This window comes from Planktothrix rubescens CCAP 1459/22 (assembly GCA_904830895.1).
GTDB lineage: Bacteria > Cyanobacteriota > Cyanobacteriia > Cyanobacteriales > Microcoleaceae > Planktothrix > Planktothrix agardhii.
In genome coordinates this window covers 5,164,785-5,182,071 of record LR882958.1, presented here as the reverse complement: position 1 = coordinate 5,182,071, position 17,287 = coordinate 5,164,785, and the positions used below count along the sequence as shown (strand labels likewise).

The window sequence follows — 17,287 nt, the reverse complement described above, 5'->3', positions numbered from 1 at the left end:
GATCATAACAAACAAACTAAATAAAGGATCAAATCCTGAAAGACTAGACCCCATAAATTGATTATTTTAAAGGCGGCACCCAGATTTGAACTGGGGATGGAGATTTTGCAGACCTCTGCCTTACCACTTGGCTATGCCGCCACGACCATGCAGTTATTTAATATAACACAGGTGTTTCTGAAATAGCAAGTTTTCTTCGCCATTCCGTCACAACTCCTTGCAGGTCAGGGAATACCCAAGGATCGTACTGAGGATAAACGGGCAGCCGTCGCACCAATTCCCACCCATTGGGGGCTAGAATCTCCTGTAAGGACTGCTGATGGGGATGGGGATAGTCGGGGTTCACTTCGTCACGGGGGCCGATTCCGCCGAGATCCCGCGCCCCGGCTTCCAAACAGGCTAATAAAATATCAGGATGGGTAACTAAATTGGGGGGTATTTGTAAGGTAATATCAGGAGGTAAAATAGAATGGGCGATCGCCACAAATTCGGGTAATTGTTGTAAATTAAAACTGTTTCTGGGATCGCTTTGTTGACTCCCTAAACTATGGGGTTGTAAAATTACTTCTTGAATATGTCCCCATCGTTTATGAATCATTGTGATTGCATTTAAAGTATCTCGCCAGTCTGTCGAGGTTTCTCCAATTCCCAATAATAAACCCGTGGTAAATGGTATTTTTAATTCTCCTGCCCATTCTAACTGTTTTAATCGCAGTCCTGGGATTTTACTAGGGGAATAACGATGAACGGTTTCTAATAATTTGGGGTTAATTTGTTCTAACATTAAACCCATAGAAACATTCACTTGTTTTAATTGGGTCATTTCCGTGAAATTTAATGGCCCAACATTGGTATGGGGTAAAAATCCTAAAGATATTGCTAATTCACATAATTCATAAATCCGTTTAAACCAAGCCAAACGTTGAGAACTATTGGGATGGACTTCTCCACTTAATACTAAAATCTCAATAATTCCTTGATTTTGAAGTGATTTTAAAATTTTTTCGGCTTCTGTTAAGGTTAACCAGGGACTTTTACCAATATCGGTTCTAAAGTTACAATAACTACAGCGATTAAAACAATCATACGTCGGAACTAAGGTATAAGCCCGACTGTAAGTAATTTGTTGATTGATCATAAATTTAATTTCATCATAATGATCTTTTTCAATTATAATAGAATCAGTAGGGGTGAGTTCGAGAATACCTCAAAATAATTTATCAAAACTCGCCGATGATCTCAATTTAATCATCTGTCAAGTGGTGCGTGACGCTGCGATGCTCTCACCCTACAGTACACTACAGTACAGTTCAACCCTTATTATTTAACCCCATGTCTGAACAGAATTCAATCTTTAGCTATCCTCAAACTCGGAAATCTGATCAAGTTGACAATTATCATGGCGTCACCGTTGCTGACCCCTATCGGTGGTTAGAAGATTTAGACTCAGAAGAAACCGCTTCATGGGTTGAAGCCCAAAACGCGGTAACATTCGGTTATTTGAATCAAATTCCAGCCAAAGAAACGATTAAACAACGCCTAACTCAACTTTGGGATTATGAAAAATATGGGATTCCTTTTAAGCAGGGAAATCGCTATTTTTATTTTAAAAATGATGGACTCCAGAATCAAAGTATTTTGTATGTTTTAGACTCATTAGATGCCGAACCTGAAGTTTTATTAGACCCAAATATCCTATCTGATGATGGTACAGTTGCCCTATCAGGAATGTCTATTAGTGAAGATGGAAATTTAATCGCTTACGGGTTATCAACTTCCGGTTCTGATTGGCAAGAATGGAAAGTCAGAGATATTAATACTAAAGAAGATTTATCGGATCATTTAAAATGGGTTAAATTTTCGGGAGCATCTTGGACACACGATCATCAAGGATTCTATTATAGTCGTTATGATCAACCCCAGGACGGAAAACCTTTAGAAGAAATCAATTATTTTCAAAAACTCTATTACCATCATTTAGGAACTGACCAATCTGAAGATACCTTAATTTATGAACGTCCTGATCATAAAGAATGGGGATTTAATGGATTTGTTACCGAAGATGGTAAGTATTTAATTATTTCTGTTTGGAAGGGAACTGAATCTAAAAACTTGGTTTTTTATCAAGATTTAACTCAACCCAATACTGAGGTTATAGAACTAATTTCTGAGTTTGAAGCCAGTTATAGTTTTATTGATTATCAAGGAGATATCTTTTGGTTTACGACGGATTTAGATGCTTCTCGAAGTCGAGTAATTGCCATTGATATTAATACCAAAATTCCTACCGAAATTATTCCCGAAGCTCCAGAAACCCTAGAAGGAGTTAACATTTTAAATAATCAATTCATTGCCGATTATTTGAAAGATGCCCATACTCAAATGAAAATCTTTAATTTAGATGGGTCATTTGTTCGGGAAATTGAATTACCAGGAATTGGTTCTGTGGGAGGTTTTGGGGGGAAGCGATATGATACGGAAACCTTCTATAGTTATACCAGTTTCACCGCTCCTAATACTATTTATCGCTACAATCTGATTACGGGAGAAAGTACAATTTATCGTCAAGCTCAGGTTGACTTTAATCCCGATGATTACGAAACCCAACAAATTTTTTATCCCAGTAAAGATGGTACTTTAATTCCCATGTTTATTACTGCTAAAAAAGGGGTAGAATTGAATGGAAATAACCCGACAATATTATATGGATATGGGGGATTTAATATTTCCCTAACGCCTTCGTTTTCTATTAGTCGTTTAGTCTGGTTGGAAATGGGTGGTGTTTATGCGATCGCCAATTTACGAGGCGGGGGAGAATATGGAGAAAATTGGCATCAAGCCGGAACAAAACTCAAGAAACAAAATGTCTTTGATGACTTTATTAGTGCCGCCGAATGGTTAATAGAAAAACGCTATACTTCGGCTGAAAAATTAGCAATTATGGGGGGAAGTAATGGTGGGTTGTTAGTAGGAGCTTGTATGATTCAACGCCCGGATTTATTCGCGGCGGTGTTACCTGCGGTGGGGGTTTTAGATATGCTCCGCTTCCATAAATTTACTATTGGTTGGGCCTGGTGTTCCGATTATGGTTCGCCGGAAAATCCCGAAGAATTTCAAGCCTTATACGCCTATTCTCCTCTGCATAATTTGAAGCCAGGAACCGCCTATCCTGCTACTTTAATTACCACAGGAGATCATGATGATCGAGTGGTTCCCGCCCATAGTTTTAAGTTTGCTTCTGCTTTACAGGAACACCATATTGGGGAAAATCCAGTATTAATCAGAATTGAAACAAAAGCCGGACATGGCGCCGGAAAACCCACGGATAAAGTGATTGAGGAAATTGCCGATCAATTTGCTTTTTTAAAGCGAGTTCTCCAGATTAATTCCTAAAAACGTTGTTGCCGTTGTTGCGCTTTAGCGCTCTTTCTAGGGGCGCTGAAGCACAACAACGTGCGCTGAAGCGCAACAACGTGCGCAACAACGTGCGCAACAACGCGCAACAACGCACAACAACGCACAACAATGAGCCTAACTACTTAGCAGTTTTTATAAAGGAACATGGGTGGCAATTTTTTCGTTATTAGCCCCATAAACTTCTAGGGAAATTTTGGCATTTTGACTAATAGTTTCTAAAGCAACTTTGAGGACTTGAACGTGCTTTTCAGCTTCGGAACGTTTTTTAGAATCCCCTGCTTGATCGGCATTTTTAGCCGTAGATTGAATTTGATTGACATATTCAGAGGTTAAGCGAACCGTAATCAAACTTTCAGTTACACTATAGTTACAAACCTTGGGATTTCCACTGCATAATTTACCTAAATCTTGACGGGCTTTTTCCAAACGAGATGTAATCTGATTTTGAATATCTGCCCGTTTCCAAGACTCATTAAATGTTGTTAAAAGGGGCTTAATTTTCGCAGAATAGGAACTACTAACCGGAACTTGTTTTCCGTAACTGACCGCCCGACTCCAATAGGTAACAGCCTCAGACCAAGCACCCCGTTGTTCTAAAAGTTTGGCTTGTTCAGAATTACTAATCGCTTGATTATAAGCATCTAAACCCACTTGTTCAATGGTTTTGCGATCGCGAGCCGATTCTACTTTAGGTTGATACCGGGCTAATAAAACCTGGGCTGATTGATAAGCCGTTGTCCCATAGGGAATAGTCGATAAAGTATTAGCTGCGGTTTGCCAAGTTTCAAACACCTGTTGCCAACTTTCGGCATATTTGGCTACTCCTTGACGGGCTTCTGCAACTTGGGCGGTTTTCTTCGCCGTGGCTAAAATTTGTTCCCCATCCCGTTCTAATTTTAAGCGATTTCTCACATCCCCTAAATTAGCACGATATTGTTGCCATCGGGCTTGAGCAAAGGGATAAACAATACTACTATTAGGAACTTGATCTAAAAGGGCGATCGCTTCTTCCCATAAAGATTGCATTTTCGTCCAATCTTCTACGGAATGGGGTGGATTTTGACCCATTTCTGAAGCCTTTGCCGCCACATTTAAGGATTTAACTACCGAATTTAATTCGTTATATTCTTGACGATAAACCGATAAAAGAGCTTGGGATTCAGGATAACGGGGCGACCAAAAAGGAATGGTTTCTAAGAGTTTAATCCCCGATTGTAAATCTTCTGACGCCAAAATAGGAGCTTTAGAAGAACTGACGGTTTCAATGATTTGTTTAGATTTTTGACTAAAATCTCTGGCGGTATCTATTTCCTGACATTCTCCCGTCACACAGGGACGAGTTACAGTATAAACACATCCAAATACCACAAGTAAAACCGCAGCAATTTTAGCCAGTAAAACTAGATTTAATCCCTTACGAATTGGTGGTTCTTGGGGAGATGGTTCATCAATATCAGTTTCTTCCTCAACCGATGTACTGATATCCTCTAAAGCCTCTATATCTTGAATATCAAAAGGATTATATTCTTCCGTTTCTTCTTCTAAAAAAGGATTTTTAGCTTCTACCTCGGAGGATTTGCTAATATCTTGTTTTTGCTTTTGTTCTAAAACTGCTGTTTTCATAATTTTCTCCCTAGTAAGTGAGATATTCTACCATTAAAATTTTAGATGTTCAATTTTAACTCAAACCTAACTCCCGTTTGAGCAAATTAATTGATTCTGCACCAATATAATTCGGACAGCAGACCAATTGAGGTTGACGAATCAATTCTTCTCGATTGGTATGAACCAAATTCTTGATCACCGGATAACTGGCTTGATCACAAATAATAATCCGCGCCGTGCGAATAATCGAATTAATCTTATAGGGATCGCTTAATTGAGCCGTCAGTACCAAAATATCATCCCCCCGCAAGCTGTGAATAATCACTTCCGTCGCCCTTAATAACCCCGAACTCAGACTCACAATTCCTAAATAAGTCCCCTTGGGAGCATCCCGCACCAACTCAATTTCCTTCGCATAGTTATGAATATCAATCGGAATCACCCGCACGGACTTAGGGGCGGCAATGGCTTCGGCTTGTCCAATAAAATAGCGACTGGTCACCACCGTTCCCGATGGGACTTTTTCTAATAATTCGGGTAGCTGTTCAATCGGGACTAATTGTACTGGAATTTTTAGGGCTTCTTCTAATTCCTGAGCCATTAATTCTCCAATCCCAATATCTTGAGCCGGAGCCGTTACTAAAACCCGGGCACTACACCGTAATCGCCAATCAATTTCCCCAAGAAACATTTCTCTGGCTTGATTCAGGGTACATCCTTGAGATAATAATTCATCCAAACTTCGTTGAATAGTTTTATTAGCTTGGGGATAATCTTCTAAAATCGGCGAGTTTAACCTAGAGCCACTTTCATTACCTAAAGCCCGCACATAAATCCCCGATCCCGCCTGAGCTTCTACTAAACCATTATCTTCCAATTGTCGATAAACTTTGCTAATCGTATTCCGGTGTAATCCCGTTTCCATCGCCAGTTGACGAGTGCTGGGTAAACGTTGTCCAGGGGGAAATTCTCGAGAGGCGATCGCAAATCTAATCTGATTAAATAGTTGGTTAGAGGCGGGAATATCGCTATCAGGTTGAATATAAAACCGAACCATGATTAAATCTCCAAGGGAATAAAGAAAAATGGGTTAAGTGTCTATTTCCCAGACATTACTGTTTGAGAAAAATATGGATTTATCTCCTGAAAATTTTTACACCCTTTAATTTTAATTGTGCCATTTATTGATCGGCTTTTTGTTTTTTTTAACGAGTTCTAAAGTTTTACCCGTTTTGTATCAGAAAGTTTTGATTAATTTTATTCATTATCAATTGCAATCATTTGATATCTTGCATATTACCCGATTTGGGGATATATCGGTATAGTGTTGAGAGTTATTCGTAACAGATTAAAAGATAATGATCAATCAACCCCTACACACCACCAATGTTCAGATTCCCAATGGGGACTTACAAATTGACGCCTATCTCGCTCAACCCCAGGGAGAAGGGCCATTTCCCGCCGTGATTGTGATTCAAGAAATTTTTGGGGTTAATTCCCATATTAGAGATGTGACCGAACGCATCGCCAAAGAAGGATATATTGCGATCGCACCCGCCATTTATCAACGCTTTGCCCCGGGTTTTGATGTCGGTTATACTCCAGAGGATATAGAATTAGGACGAAAATATAAAGATCAAACTACCGCCCCAGAACTATTAAGCGATATTCAAGCCACCCTCAAATACTTAAAAACCCTCCCCAACCTAAAACCCAAATTCGGTACCATTGGGTTTTGTTTTGGCGGTCACGTCGTCTATTTAGCCGCCACCCTCCCCGATATCCAAGCCACAGCCTGTTTCTATGGGGCTGGGATTGCCACTATGACCCCCGGTGGCGGAGCCCCAACAATCACCCGTACAGCAGACATTCAAGGGGTTCTCTATGGCTTTTTTGGCACAGAAGATCCCCTAATTCCTAACGAACAAGTAGATCAAATCGAAACCGAACTCCAAAACCATCAAATTCCCCATCAAATTTTCCGCTACAAAACCGATCACGGCTTCTTCTGCGACCAACGCAGCACCTACAACCCCCAAGCTGCTCAAGACGCCTGGACACAGGTTAAACAAATCTTTCAGCAGGAGTTATAGAGAATTACGAATTACGAATTACGAATGGGGAATGGGGAATATTTTACTTCCGCCTCCCCTGTCCGCCTTATTCACCCGACCTCCTCTAACTGTGTTATGCTCAGAAGATTGGAGTGTTGTTGAAGACGAGAGCAGCGTTATAAGCAGGTTCCTAACACCTTTATTTTTGTTTTTCTTTACTTTTTGTTATGGCTACTAAAAACCCGTCCTTTTCTCTTGATGATTTTGCCAAAGCCCTAGATCAACAGAATTATGATTTACATAAAGGGCAAATCGTCAAGGGTCAGGTAGAATCCTATACCAGTGATGGTGCTTACATTGATATTAAAGGAGCTAAATCTCCTGGTTTTATTCCTAAAAAAGAGATTTCAATTGTAGAAGTTGAGGATGTTTCCGAAATTCTCCCCTTAAAAGAGGAGCGAGATTTTCTAATTATTAGAGAACAAAATGCCGATGGTCAAATCTTACTTTCCATCCGACAATTAGAAATGAAACAAATTTGGGATCAACTCCTAGACGCTCAAAATGGAGGTCAATCTTTACAAGCTAGAGTGACCGGAGTAAATCGAGGAGGTGTGACCGTTGAAGTTCATTCTTTACGAGGATTTATTCCTCGATCGCATCTCTTAGAAAAAGACGACCTAGACTCCTTAGTTGATCAATCTTTAAGTGTTAGTATTTTAGAATTAGATCCCGAACGGAATAAAATTGTTTTATCCCAAAGATTAGCCTCTCAATCCATCGGTTTTAGTCAACTAGAAGTCGGTCAACTGGTGGAAGGAAAAGTCATGGGAGTTAAACCCTTTGGCGTGTTTGTGGATATTGAAGGAGTGACCGGATTAATTCACATTAAAGAAGTCAGTCAAAAATATGTTGAATCTTTACCCACCCTTTTCCCCGTAGGTAACTTTATCAAAGCAATGGTGATTAGTTTAGATGAAGGTCGCCATCGGATTTCCCTCTCTACCCGAATATTAGAAAATTATCCAGGTGAAGTAGTCGAGAAATTATCAGAAGTGATGGAATCAGCCGAAGCTCGTTCAGAAAGAGCTAAAAAGTTAATTATTCTGTAATTTAAAATTTCCCCCTAATATTATTATTATTTTAGGGGGATTATTTTTGACAAAGACCGATCCAGCAAATCTATCTGTTAAAGTCTTTCCCCCCCTGTTCCGGTGTTCCGGTGTTCCGGTGTTCCCTCCCCCCCTAGCCCCCCGTGCACGGCGGGGGCTGTTCCCTCTATAATTTTAATTGTCAAACTTCTCATGATTCATGTTTTAGGAATTGATGGCGGCGGTTCTAAAACAGTTTGTGTGTTAATGAATGCCGAAGGTCAAATATTAGGACGGGGACAAGCCGGGCCCTCTAATTATCAAACAGTCGGAATTGATGCAGCTAAAATCAACATTATTTCAGCGATTAAACAAGCAGTTGATCAGAGTTTTTTAGCCTTAGAAGGGTTAGTTCCAATTCAAGGAATTAGTTTAGGATTAGCAGGAGTAGGGCGTCCTGAAGATATTGATTTAATTCGTAATTTGATCCAAGAAATTCAAACTCACCAAGAATTATCTATTGACTGGAAATTAACCCCAGAAAATATTATTATTAATGGTGATAGTGTAATTGCTTTAGTCGGAGGTTTAGGTCACTCCGTTGGTATAGTTGTAATTGCCGGAACAGGTTCCCATATATTCGGAAAAAATCGTCAAGGAATCACAAAACGAGTCGGCGGTTGGGGTTATATTTTAGGAGATGAAGGCAGTGGTTATGATATTGCGATTCAGGGGCTAAAAGCTGCCTTACGTTCCCATGATGGTCGCCTAGAATATACGAATCTAATTCCCAAATTTAAAGACACTTTAAAGTTAAATTCCATTGAAGAATTAATTCCTATTATTTACCGTCAAGGATGGGGAGTTAAAAAAATCGCTAGTTTAGCGCCCATTATAGATCAAGTTGCGGCGGAGGGTGATTCGGTCGCTCAAAATATTATTAAAAATGCCGTTAATGAATTAGCTTTAGCTACGGAAGTCGCCATTAATGCTTTATTTGAACCAACAGAATCCTTTGAAATTGTAGTGACCGGAGGAGTATGGCAAGGATTAGCTAATTTTCGCCATCAATTTGAAGTTGAAATTAATGCGATCGCTCCTTGGGCTAATATTATATCTCCTCGTCATGAACCAGCTTATGGTGCGGGATTGTTAGCACTAGAATAGTCTGATCATCAAGGACAATTAGACAATAAACAACAGCTTACCTAATTTCCTCAATAATACGTTCTAGGGCCTTAACGGGATCATTAGAGGCGGTGATCGGACGTCCAATAACCAGGTAATTCGCCCCGGCTTTCAGGGCTTCGGATGGGGTAAAAGTCCGTTGTTGATCGCCTTTATCTGCCCAAACCGGACGTACCCCCGGACAAACTAATAGAAACTCATCCCCACAGGTTTGACGGAGTTGGGCGACTTCCTGGGGAGAACAAACTGCCCCCACCAACCCACTTTCTTGAGCTAATAAAGCCATACTTAAAGCATATTCAGGTAACTCTAAAGGTACTTTTAAATCAAAGGCTAAATCCCTAGAATTTAAACTGGTTAATAGGGTAATAGCGATTAATTTGGGGACGGGATAACCCGCCTCCTTTGCGCCATCTTCTGCGGCCATTTGTGCGGCTTTCATGGCTGTTTTTCCGGCTGTTGCATGAAGGGTAATTAAATCCACACCATATCGGGAAGCAGACCGACAAGCTCCAGCAACGGTATTAGGAATATCATGAAATTTTAAATCCAGAAAAATGCGTTTTTCTTGAGATTTGAGGAAGGTTAAAATTTCTGGGCCACAACTAACAAATAATTCTAAACCCACTTTCCAGAATGTAACTTGATGCAGTTTTTCAACTAGGGCGATCGCATCTTCTTTACTAGAAACATCCAAGGGAACAATAATTTTATCTAAGTTCATTTTCAATTATAAATTGTAGTGAGTCCTTTAGGACTCAGTACCAGGAACTTGCCATACCTTCAACAAGTCCCCTTTCAAAAAACAAAGATGATATTATCTTATAAAATGGCGGGGAGGGGATTTGAACTCCTGACCTTCGGGTTATGAGCCCGACGAGCTACCAGACTGCTCTACCCCGCGTTGCTTTTCTTCCTTTTGTATTATAACCATAACCTTCTGGATTTGGCAACCCCTTTTGGAAAATATTTTTTTTGGCGCAGGGGAGGTAGGGGGAAAAGCAGATGCTCTATTGTGATCAACGCCTAACGGCATCAAAGGTAAAATCACTATCCCCGTCTACAGTAGACCGAATGTTCTTGGTTTTCCATTCCTAAGTTGGTTTTACCCAGCAAGCAACTTGATGCTCGGTTTCAATCAATTCTAATTTAGGGTTTTCTTGAAAACAATGTTCAATCGCAAATCGACATCGCGGAGCAAAGGGACATCCTAGGGGATAATCTATTAAACTGGGTGGCATTCCAGCAATTGCTTTTAACGGTTCTTGACGAATTTGATCCAGTCGGGGTAAACTTTCTAATAGTCCAATTGTATAGGGATGACGAGGGTTTTTATAGAGTTGATGCACCGTAGCTTGTTCAACAATTTGCCCCGCATACATGACTATAATTCTATCTGCTAATCCTGCTAATAATGCTAAATCATGGGTAATCCAAATGACAGACATTCCCTGTGCATTTTTTAGTTGTTTAACTAATTCTACAACCTGCGCTTGAACAGTTACATCTAAGGCGGTAGTGGGTTCATCTGCGATTAATAATTTAGGTTGACATCCTAAACCCATGGCAATCATTACCCGTTGACGCATTCCTCCAGAAAATTCATGGGGATAGTTTTTTAATCGTTTTTCTGGATTGGAAATTCCCACCTGTTTCAATAGTTTAATAGCTCGGTTTTTAGCTTGTTCTGATGTTAATTTAATATGAATCTGTAATGCTTCTGTAAGTTGTTTACCAATAGTTAAAACCGGGTTAAGAGAAGTCATCGGGTCTTGAAAAACCATCGCAATTTCATGACCCCGAATTTGTTGTAATTGTTGAGGATTGAATTTAATTAAATTTTTACCTTCAAATAAAATTTCACCTTGGGTAATTTTCCCTGGTGGTGATGGAATTAACCCTAAAATTGATAAGACGCTAATACTTTTTCCTGACCCCGACTCCCCAACAATTCCTAGGGTTTCCCCTGGATAGACTTGATAGGAAATTCCATTCACAGCATGAACCACCCCATCAAGGGTAAAAAACTTAACGGCTAAATTTTTAACCTCTAATAAAGGAATCATTACGAATTACGAATTAGGAATTACGAATTACGAATTGGGTAATAAACTGATAACTGGTACGGGCGGGTTATTTTAGATTGTTGTTAATCACCTAAATCTTGATGAACCCGCCCCTACAAATGATGACTGATGACTGATTATTTGACTACTCGTAAGCGTTGGGTGATTAAGGTTACTCCTCCTTGACGCATTAAAATAGCAGAAATCCAATTATTTCCGGCTATATCGGGAGCTTGACCTACTTTGAAAATACCGCCAGAGGGTAAAAATTCTAATTGTAAAAGACCGGAATTATTATAGGTTTCTGCGGTAATGGGTTCTGTAATGGCGGTTCCAATTAAAATATCATTCTCTAAAGGTTCTTGAACAATTGCATCAATATTAAATTCCTGACCCGCTTTAACTTGTTCAGGGAGATTAAAAACTACCGTTGGCGGTTTCTTGCCTAAAGTTAGTTGATTTTTTTCTGCTATAATCTCCTGTTTAATAATTTTTTCCCCTTGAATTTGTTGCTGTGATGTGATGGTGGAAGTTAAGGCAAACTCGCGATTATCAATTTTTTTAGTTCCGGTAATTTCCGTAATAGTTGTTGTGGTTAAAATATCGCTATTTTGTTGCCAAGATTGTAATTCTGTGCGATAATTAAGTTGAGAATATCTATTCCAAAATTCTTTCAGAACCTGTCTCAAACTTTGATAGTCTAATCCATCAGAATTGGTAAAATTAGAGCCATAAAAGCCCATTACCTTTTCCACGTCTCGACGATTAGCGGCGGCATCAATTTGATTTAAAAGATTAGTGACATTGGCGGGGGCTGTTTCTGGGGTTTCGGCATTCGCCCGTAGGGAAATCCCCGTACCCATTCCCCAAAGTATGGTTCCTAGAACTACATAAAATAATGGCTTTGCCCATAAATGGCGCATCTGTACACCATACCTGTTCTGAAAAGATTGTCGTTGAACTATGGGAAAAATTGTCATTGGATTTTCAAAATTAAGAATAGCGATTTCCTGTAAGTTTTATGGTAACTTAAAAAGCCATAACACAAAGTTGAACGTAGTCTAGGGGAGAACACTTGAGTCAAACACCCATTCGCTTACTCATTGCCGCCAGTGGGACAGGTGGACATTTATTTCCGGCGATCGCCACCGCCGAAAACCTGTCTGATTTTGAGATAGAATGGTTAGGTGTACCCGATCGCCTCGAACGAGAATTAGTCCCGTCCCAATATCCCCTCCATACCATCTCCGTTGAAGGCTTCCAGCAACGCCTGGGTTTAGGAACCCTAAAAATCTTAGTCAAATTCGCCCGTTCCCTGGTGCAAGTTCGCCATCTCCTGAAAAAAGGTAAGTTTCGCGGGGTATTCACCACCGGAGGCTATATTGCAGCACCCGCTATTATTGCGGCTCGTTCCCTCGGTCTACCCGTAATTCTCCATGAGTCTAATGCTTTACCTGGAAAAGTGACTCGCAATTTTGGCCCCTGGTGTAATGCCGTGGGTTTAGGGTTTGAAGCGGCTATTCCTTATCTTCCCCGTACTAATACGGTTGTAGTCGGAACCCCCGTGCGTCCCAACTTTCTCCAGACTTCTGCACCCTTATCTTTTTTCCTCCCCGATGAGGTTCCCGTTATTGTGGTGGTTGGGGGAAGTCAAGGGGCGGTAAGTGTGAATAAATTAGTCCGAGAGGCTGCTCCTACTTGGTTTGAAGCCGGGGCGTGGGTAGTCCATTTAACGGGAAATAATGACCCCGACGTCGAGGTGTTAAACCATCCTCAGTATATTAAAATGCCTTTTTATAATGATATGGCAGCCCTGTTTCAACGGGCGACTTTTGCCGTGAGTCGGGCAGGGGCAGGAACCTTAACGGAATTAGCCATTACCCACACCCCCTCAATTTTAATTCCCTATCCCTTTGCCGCCGAAGATCATCAAACCTATAATGCCAAGGTTTTTGCCGGGGCGGGTGCGGCGTGGATGTTTCCACAAAAGGACTTGACCGCAGACCTGTTAGCGAGTAAAGTTTTGTATCTGTTACAATCACCTCAACAGTTACAAAAAATGGCCCAAGCCACCGCCTCCGTTGCCATCACCAACAGTGCAGAACAATTAGGGGATTTAATCAGAAAGCTTGTAGTTTAGAGGGGACTGTATCAACAGTAACGGTTTTTCTCAGTGATTTCCGTCACACTGGGATCAAAACAATATCACAGACAACAGGGATTTCACGCATACCCCAATGCCCGATAATAATAGATGATATAAAAGATAAAGTTTTTTGAGGGTGTGGGTATGAAATTCGCAACAGTAGCCACCACAGTAGTGATGATGATCTTGGGTTTAACTGTTCCCGCTCAGGCTGAGAACCCCGCCCATCTCAAGCAGCTATTGGAAACCAAAAACTGCCCTGGGTGTGACCTTAGTGGTGCTCAGTTAGCAGGTGTGAACCTTCAAGGTGCTAATCTTCGAGATGCCAACTTGAAAGGAGCTAATTTACAGGGTGCTAATCTGAATGAAGTTAATTTTAATCGGGCTGTATTGACCGAAGCGAATTTAGAAAGTGCCGATCTAGTTGCAGCTAAGTTACATGGGGCTAATTTAGAACAATCTAATTTGAGCTATTCTAACCTGAGTTTAGCGGGTTTAGTAATTGCTAATTTAAACCATGCTAACTTGAGTCATGCTAATCTGATTGGAGCAAATTTAGAGAGTGCAGATTTAACGGGTGCTAACCTCAGAAATACTCAACAATCTGTTGCTACTTTAGGTGAAGTGAAGCTAAAAGAAGGCAGTTTATACGGATTTGATGTCAGTGGTGTTAATTTCCGCGATGCCGATTTAACAGGCGCTAATCTCACGGGTGCAAATTTAACCGCTTCAGATTTAGCCGGAGCGACTTTAGAAAATACCACAATGATTAATGCAAATTTAATGGATATTCGTCGATAAAAACCTGTAGAAACCAAACCCATACAACAAAATATCACAACCTATTCAGGATTCCTACCTGGAGGTTTGATATTTTATTTTACTATTTACTATCCATTGGACACTGTTTATAAATGGAGCTAAGCGGGCTCGAACCGCTGACCCCCGCAATGCCATTGCGGTGCTCTACCAACTGAGCTATAACCCCTTGCATTATTTCAATATAGTCTTTTAACCAATGCTTTGTCAAGTAGTCAGTGAAAACTTTTTTTCGGAGTGTAGGATAACGGAATTCCCAACGCTCCGAAGGCTACTAAAAGTAATAATAAGCGTGCTGAGACATTTGGGCGAAGTGATCAATACAAGATCCCATCAGGAAGTAAACTAACCCCATAGCGGCGGCGGACAAGGCAACCAAGATCCCGGCCAGCATGAAGGAGTATTCTTTGAACTCCACAGCTTGCTTCATTAAGTGTAATGACCAAGCAACCAGAGCCACATCAATTATTAGAATAGGAATCAACATAAGTTACGTTTCGTAACATTTCCCCTATTCTAACAAGTGTTCCGATCAGAATGCCAGCTTCAGCAATTCCATCACTCCGTAGAAGATCAACAGAGAGGATTCATCCCCCCAAAACCCATTACCCAAAACCCAAAACCCATTACCCAAAACCCATTACCCATTACCCAAAACCTATTACCCATTACCTATTACCCATTACCCATCAATCACAGCGATCGCAACAGCCCTTAACCGTAATTTCATAGGCATTCACCCGAAACCCTGGGGGTAAAGGGTTAAGAGGCAAATCACCCAGGACATCCCACTCTAAATCCTGAATTTGCCCACAACACTCACAGACAAAATGGTGATGGGGTTCCACCTTGGCATCATAACGAGTTACCCCTTCATCTAGCAGTACCTCTCGGACTAATCCCACCGATCGCAAAACCGTCAAAGCACTATAAACACTAGCTTTAGAAGCGATAGGAAGTTCCCGATTAATCTCGGTGAGAATATCATCCACTGTCGGGTGATCGTAACGAGACAAGAGATTAGCATAAACCGCAAAACGTTGGGGGGTGATGCGTAACCCCTTTTGCTTCATCTTTTGGCTGATCTCGGTGGTTTTATTCTGACCTTCCATGGCTTGCTATATTAAATCTTCCTTTACAGATCATAACATTTATTTTAAGTAACTGAACTTTAGATCAATCTTATTCTTATCCTTGACAAATTTAAAGCTAAGAATTATTCTTAGATATAGCCAGATCAATAAAAGGAGACACAATGGACTTATCCAACGCAGAAACCGCCAAAAACCTTGAATCTGCCTTTGGTGGAGAATCAATGGCCAATCGCAAATATCTATTTTTCGCAGAAGTTACAAAAAAACTTGGGATGGGGGATTTGTCCAAACTATTTCGAGAAACCGCCAATCAAGAAACAGAACACGCCTTCGCCCATTTCCGCCTCCTGCATCCTGAATTAGTCGTCGCTGACCCCGATGCCCTATCCGACGAAGAAAAGAAAAAAATTGCCGCCCGGTGTTTGGAGTTAGCCATTGAAGGAGAAACCTACGAATACACCACCATGTACCCCGAATTTGCCGCCCAAGCCCGAGTTGATCGGGATCAGAAGGCGGTGAGTGAATTTGAAGAACAAGAGGCTGAGTCCCGGGAACACGCTGGAATTTTCCGCAAAGCCGCCTCTAACTTTGGCTTGTTGGTTCCGATTGAACATCATCACGCCGACCAATATACGGAAGCCATGAACACACTACACGGTGGGGCTGCGACCGCCAAATCCGCTCCTGGCGATCCTCAAACCCAAAAATGGATTTGTCGCCAATGTTCAATGATTTACGATCCTGTTGTCGGTGATCCTGATTCCGGTATTGCCCCAGGAACAGCCTTTGAAGCCATTCCCGAAGATTGGCATTGTCCGATTTGTGGCGTAACCAAAAAGAGCTTTATGGTTTACGAAGAAGCGATCGCAGCCTAACCCGTTTCCCCCAAATCACAATGAAAAACCCGCCCATCGGATCAACTGTCTTAGGGGGCGGGTTCCCTGTTCCCTATTCTTAGGCTTGTTTTACCCGTTGAGTCGGGGGCATGACCACTTTCTGGGCCAAACCAACGGTTTTTAAAACCCAAATTGACCACCAAGTCATATCGAGTTCCCACCATTTCAGTCCCGCTTTAGCAACATTCGGATAGGCGTGATGGTTATTATGCCAACCTTCCCCGTAGGTAAAAATTGCCGCCCACCAAAGATTCCGAGAATTATCATTGGTGTCAAAGCTGCGGTATCCCCACATATGAGTTACCGAATTAATCAACCAGGTACTATGCCACAACACCACAGCCCGGACAAATACCCCATAAATGACCCATGACCAACCCCCAATGGCATAAAGCAGTAAGGCCACGGGAATTTGCATTAACAGATGATACCGATCTAACCAACAATAAAAGGGATCTCGTGCTAAATCCGGTGCAAATCGTTTGTAGTGTTCAGCGTCAAAAAAGGATGGACGAGGATAGAAAATCCACATCATGTGACTCCACCAAAATCCTCGTTTTGCGGAGTAGGGATCTTTATCTTCATGTTCGGTATGGGCATGGTGCAAACGGTGTCCGGCTACCCAAAAAATCGGCCCCCCTTGCAAGGCACAAACCCCAACTAAAGTAATCCCATATTCTAACCATTTGGGAACTTTAAAACTGCGATGACTTAATAGACGATGGTAGCCTAAACAAATTCCAATACTGCCAAAAAACCAGTGTAGAAACAGCGTAATTCCTAACGCTGACCAGGAAAAAAACCAAGGTGCTAATAAAGCCAGCAAATGGATAATACCGAAAAACGCAACTGTTAAACCGCTTAATTTTGGTTCATTTTCCGGGGAAGTTGCGGTCTGAAACGTCATGAAA

General features: G+C 41.2%; 16 protein-coding genes and 3 tRNA genes. 7 read left to right on the top strand and 12 right to left on the bottom strand.

The window, feature by feature from the left end:
- Nucleotides 1-70 precede the first annotated feature (70 nt).
- Together NMG86_RS23500 and cofG are read right to left on the bottom strand one after the other, a co-directional pair.
- Nucleotides 71-141, bottom strand: a tRNA-Cys gene (locus NMG86_RS23500).
- A gap of 16 nt (nt 142-157) precedes the next feature.
- On the bottom strand, nt 158-1,138 hold the full coding sequence (gene cofG / locus NMG86_RS23495) for a 7,8-didemethyl-8-hydroxy-5-deazariboflavin synthase subunit CofG (protein WP_043937808.1): 981 nt from the start codon (nt 1,136-1,138) through the stop codon (nt 158-160).
- Nucleotides 1,139-1,332: 194 nt separating this feature from the next.
- On the opposite strand from cofG, the gene NMG86_RS23490 reads away from it, so the two are divergent.
- The gene (locus tag NMG86_RS23490; protein WP_026787935.1) at nt 1,333-3,393 is read left to right on the top strand and encodes a prolyl oligopeptidase family serine peptidase; all 2,061 of its coding nucleotides are present in this window, start codon (nt 1,333-1,335) and stop codon (nt 3,391-3,393) included.
- 156 nt (nt 3,394-3,549) lie between these two features.
- Here NMG86_RS23490 and NMG86_RS23485 read toward each other — a convergent pair whose 3' ends face one another.
- Entirely contained in the window at nt 3,550-5,040 is a 1,491-nt protein-coding gene (locus tag NMG86_RS23485; protein WP_026796624.1) for a hypothetical protein, read from the bottom strand.
- 55 nt (nt 5,041-5,095) lie between these two features.
- Complete coding sequence (locus NMG86_RS23480; RefSeq protein ID WP_026787933.1) at nt 5,096-6,079, bottom strand: GntR family transcriptional regulator; 984 nt, start codon at nt 6,077-6,079, stop codon at nt 5,096-5,098.
- 301 nt (nt 6,080-6,380) lie between these two features.
- On the opposite strand from NMG86_RS23480, the gene NMG86_RS23475 reads away from it, so the two are divergent.
- The 3 genes from NMG86_RS23475 (at nt 6,381) to NMG86_RS23465 (ending at nt 9,334) form a co-directional block, all read left to right on the top strand.
- A complete protein-coding gene (locus tag NMG86_RS23475) occupies nt 6,381-7,115 on the top strand; it encodes a dienelactone hydrolase family protein (RefSeq protein ID WP_026796623.1) in 735 nt (244 codons plus the stop codon).
- A gap of 188 nt (nt 7,116-7,303) precedes the next feature.
- Nucleotides 7,304-8,188: a S1 RNA-binding domain-containing protein gene (locus NMG86_RS23470; RefSeq protein WP_026787931.1), complete on the top strand. Its 885-nt coding sequence runs from the start codon at nt 7,304-7,306 to the stop codon at nt 8,186-8,188.
- Between the two features lie 192 nt (nt 8,189-8,380).
- Nucleotides 8,381-9,334: a BadF/BadG/BcrA/BcrD ATPase family protein gene (locus NMG86_RS23465; protein ID WP_026787930.1), complete on the top strand. Its 954-nt coding sequence runs from the start codon at nt 8,381-8,383 to the stop codon at nt 9,332-9,334.
- Between the two features lie 37 nt (nt 9,335-9,371).
- On the opposite strand, the gene pyrF is transcribed toward NMG86_RS23465, so the two are convergent.
- From pyrF to NMG86_RS23445, 4 genes are all read right to left on the bottom strand, one after another.
- The gene (gene pyrF, locus NMG86_RS23460) at nt 9,372-10,079 is read right to left on the bottom strand and encodes an orotidine-5'-phosphate decarboxylase (protein ID WP_026796622.1); all 708 of its coding nucleotides are present in this window, start codon (nt 10,077-10,079) and stop codon (nt 9,372-9,374) included.
- Nucleotides 10,080-10,185: 106 nt separating this feature from the next.
- A tRNA-Met gene (locus NMG86_RS23455) sits at nt 10,186-10,259 on the bottom strand.
- Nucleotides 10,260-10,449: 190 nt separating this feature from the next.
- Complete coding sequence (locus NMG86_RS23450) at nt 10,450-11,421, bottom strand: ABC transporter ATP-binding protein (protein WP_026796621.1); 972 nt, start codon at nt 11,419-11,421, stop codon at nt 10,450-10,452.
- 137 nt (nt 11,422-11,558) lie between these two features.
- On the bottom strand, nt 11,559-12,401 hold the full coding sequence (locus tag NMG86_RS23445) for a DUF8623 domain-containing protein (protein WP_052338575.1): 843 nt from the start codon (nt 12,399-12,401) through the stop codon (nt 11,559-11,561).
- A 95-nt stretch (nt 12,402-12,496) separates the two neighbouring features.
- Here NMG86_RS23445 and murG point away from each other — a divergent pair, with 95 nt between their 5' ends.
- Both murG and NMG86_RS23435 read left to right on the top strand, forming a co-directional pair.
- Complete coding sequence (gene murG, locus NMG86_RS23440) at nt 12,497-13,561, top strand: undecaprenyldiphospho-muramoylpentapeptide beta-N-acetylglucosaminyltransferase (RefSeq protein WP_026796620.1); 1,065 nt, start codon at nt 12,497-12,499, stop codon at nt 13,559-13,561.
- 150 nt (nt 13,562-13,711) lie between these two features.
- Nucleotides 13,712-14,368: a pentapeptide repeat-containing protein gene (locus NMG86_RS23435; protein WP_026787925.1), complete on the top strand. Its 657-nt coding sequence runs from the start codon at nt 13,712-13,714 to the stop codon at nt 14,366-14,368.
- Between the two features lie 114 nt (nt 14,369-14,482).
- On the opposite strand, the gene NMG86_RS23430 is transcribed toward NMG86_RS23435, so the two are convergent.
- The 3 genes from NMG86_RS23430 to NMG86_RS23420 all read right to left on the bottom strand — a co-directional run bounded on the left by NMG86_RS23430 (nt 14,483) and on the right by NMG86_RS23420 (nt 15,498).
- Nucleotides 14,483-14,555: transfer RNA gene (locus tag NMG86_RS23430), tRNA-Ala, on the bottom strand.
- Between the two features lie 105 nt (nt 14,556-14,660).
- Nucleotides 14,661-14,873, bottom strand: coding sequence for a hypothetical protein (locus NMG86_RS23425; protein ID WP_026787924.1), 213 nt, complete (start codon nt 14,871-14,873; stop codon nt 14,661-14,663).
- Nucleotides 14,874-15,075: 202 nt separating this feature from the next.
- The gene (locus tag NMG86_RS23420; RefSeq protein ID WP_042154808.1) at nt 15,076-15,498 is read right to left on the bottom strand and encodes a Fur family transcriptional regulator; all 423 of its coding nucleotides are present in this window, start codon (nt 15,496-15,498) and stop codon (nt 15,076-15,078) included.
- Between the two features lie 143 nt (nt 15,499-15,641).
- Between NMG86_RS23420 and NMG86_RS23415 the strand changes: the two genes are divergently transcribed.
- Entirely contained in the window at nt 15,642-16,355 is a 714-nt protein-coding gene (locus NMG86_RS23415; protein WP_026796619.1) for a rubrerythrin family protein, read from the top strand.
- Nucleotides 16,356-16,434: 79 nt separating this feature from the next.
- On the opposite strand, the gene NMG86_RS23410 is transcribed toward NMG86_RS23415, so the two are convergent.
- Nucleotides 16,435-17,283 (bottom strand): acyl-CoA desaturase, encoded by an 849-nt coding sequence (locus NMG86_RS23410; protein ID WP_026795208.1) that lies wholly within the window; start codon nt 17,281-17,283, stop codon nt 16,435-16,437.
- Nucleotides 17,284-17,287: the final 4 nt, after the last annotated feature.